Source organism: Vibrio sp. M260112 (assembly GCF_036533775.1).
Classification (GTDB): Bacteria; Pseudomonadota; Gammaproteobacteria; order Enterobacterales; family Vibrionaceae; genus Vibrio.
The window spans coordinates 1-2,160 of sequence record NZ_JATABH010000135.1; the positions used below are offsets into that span (position 1 = coordinate 1).

A 2,160-nucleotide genomic window follows, 5' to 3' on the forward strand; every position below is an offset into this window, starting at 1 on the left:
ACACTCATCGCAATAATCATCGTATAAGGAGGTGATCCAGCCCCAGGTTCCCCTAGGGCTACCTTGTTACGACTTCACCCCAGTCATGAACCACAAAGTGGTGAGCGTCCTCCCGAAGGTTAAACTACCCACTTCTTTTGCAGCCCACTCCCATGGTGTGACGGGCGGTGTGTACAAGGCCCGGGAACGTATTCACCGTGGCATTCTGATCCACGATTACTAGCGATTCCGACTTCATGGAGTCGAGTTGCAGACTCCAATCCGGACTACGACGCACTTTTTGGGATTCGCTCACTTTCGCAAGTTGGCCGCCCTCTGTATGCGCCATTGTAGCACGTGTGTAGCCCTACTCGTAAGGGCCATGATGACTTGACGTCGTCCCCACCTTCCTCCGGTTTATCACCGGCAGTCTCCCTGGAGTTCCCACCCGAAGTGCTGGCAAACAAGGATAAGGGTTGCGCTCGTTGCGGGACTTAACCCAACATTTCACAACACGAGCTGACGACAGCCATGCAGCACCTGTCTTACAGTTCCCGAAGGCACACCTGCGTCTCCGCTGGCTTCTGTAGATGTCAAGAGTAGGTAAGGTTCTTCGCGTTGCATCGAATTAAACCACATGCTCCACCGCTTGTGCGGGCCCCCGTCAATTCATTTGAGTTTTAATCTTGCGACCGTACTCCCCAGGCGGTCTACTTAACGCGTTAGCTCCGAAAGCCACGGCTCAAGGCCACAACCTCCAAGTAGACATCGTTTACGGCGTGGACTACCAGGGTATCTAATCCTGTTTGCTCCCCACGCTTTCGCATCTGAGTGTCAGTATCTGTCCAGGGGGCCGCCTTCGCCACCGGTATTCCTTCAGATCTCTACGCATTTCACCGCTACACCTGAAATTCTACCCCCCTCTACAGTACTCTAGTTTGCCAGTTTCAAATGCAATTCCGAGGTTGAGCCCCGGGCTTTCACATCTGACTTAACAAACCACCTGCATGCGCTTTACGCCCAGTAATTCCGATTAACGCTCGCACCCTCCGTATTACCGCGGCTGCTGGCACGGAGTTAGCCGGTGCTTCTTCTGCAGCTAACGTCAAATGTGTATGCTATTAACATACCCACCTTCCTCACTGCTGAAAGTACTTTACAACCCGAAGGCCTTCTTCATACACGCGGCATGGCTGCATCAGGCTTGCGCCCATTGTGCAATATTCCCCACTGCTGCCTCCCGTAGGAGTCTGGACCGTGTCTCAGTTCCAGTGTGGCTGATCATCCTCTCAGACCAGCTAGGGATCGTCGCCTTGGTGAGCCATTACCTCACCAACTAGCTAATCCCACCTGGGCATATCCTGACGCGAGAGGCCCGAAGGTCCCCCTCTTTGAGCCGAAGCTATTATGCGGTATTAGCCATCGTTTCCAATGGTTATCCCCCACATCAGGGCAATTTCCCAGGCATTACTCACCCGTCCGCCGCTCGACGCCGTTAACGTTCCCCGAAGGTTCAGTTAACTCGTTTCCGCTCGACTTGCATGTGTTAGGCCTGCCGCCAGCGTTCAATCTGAGCCATGATCAAACTCTTCAATTTAAGATTTTGTCGGCTCAATGAATACTGACGTTTGGTCACTTCGTTTCATTGAAACCTAATTTGAAACCCCTCTTTATTTAGAGAAATTTCTAATTGGATTATCATCAACGAGTGCCCACACAGATTGATAGGTAGCCTGGCGATGTCCTACTCTCACATGGGGAAACCCCACACTACCATCGGCGCTAATTCGTTTCACTTCTGAGTTCGGAATGGAAATCAGGTGGGTCCAAATCGCTATGGTCGCCAAGCAAATTCTTTATCAATTTGCTCGCAAATTCAAACGCACTTTAGTGCGGCCCTTTAGGGTGAGATTTGCTTGCAAATCGAATAATTCGGAAAGCTGTTAAAGTCTCAAAGACACATTCAATGTTCTTACATTGAGTCCGCAAAACCCTTTGGGTGTTGTATGGTTAAGCCTCACGGGCAATTAGTACAGGTTAGCTCAATGCCTCACAGCACTTACACACCCTGCCTATCAACGTTCTAGTCTCGAACAACCCTTTAGGACCCTCAAGGGGTCAGGGAAGACTCATCTCAGGGCTCGCTTCCCGCTTAGATGCTTTCAGCGGTTATCGATTCCG

General features: G+C 51.2%; 3 rRNA genes. All 3 read right to left on the reverse strand.

The features are described from left to right. Positions 1-24: 24 nt before the first annotated feature. Positions 25-1,576 (reverse strand): 16S ribosomal RNA (locus QTN95_RS20555). Between the two features lie 134 nt (positions 1,577-1,710). Further along, a 5S ribosomal RNA gene (gene rrf / locus QTN95_RS20560) occupies positions 1,711-1,827 on the reverse strand. A gap of 158 nt (positions 1,828-1,985) precedes the next feature. Next, a 23S ribosomal RNA gene (locus QTN95_RS20565) occupies positions 1,986-2,160 on the reverse strand; the annotation flags it as partial.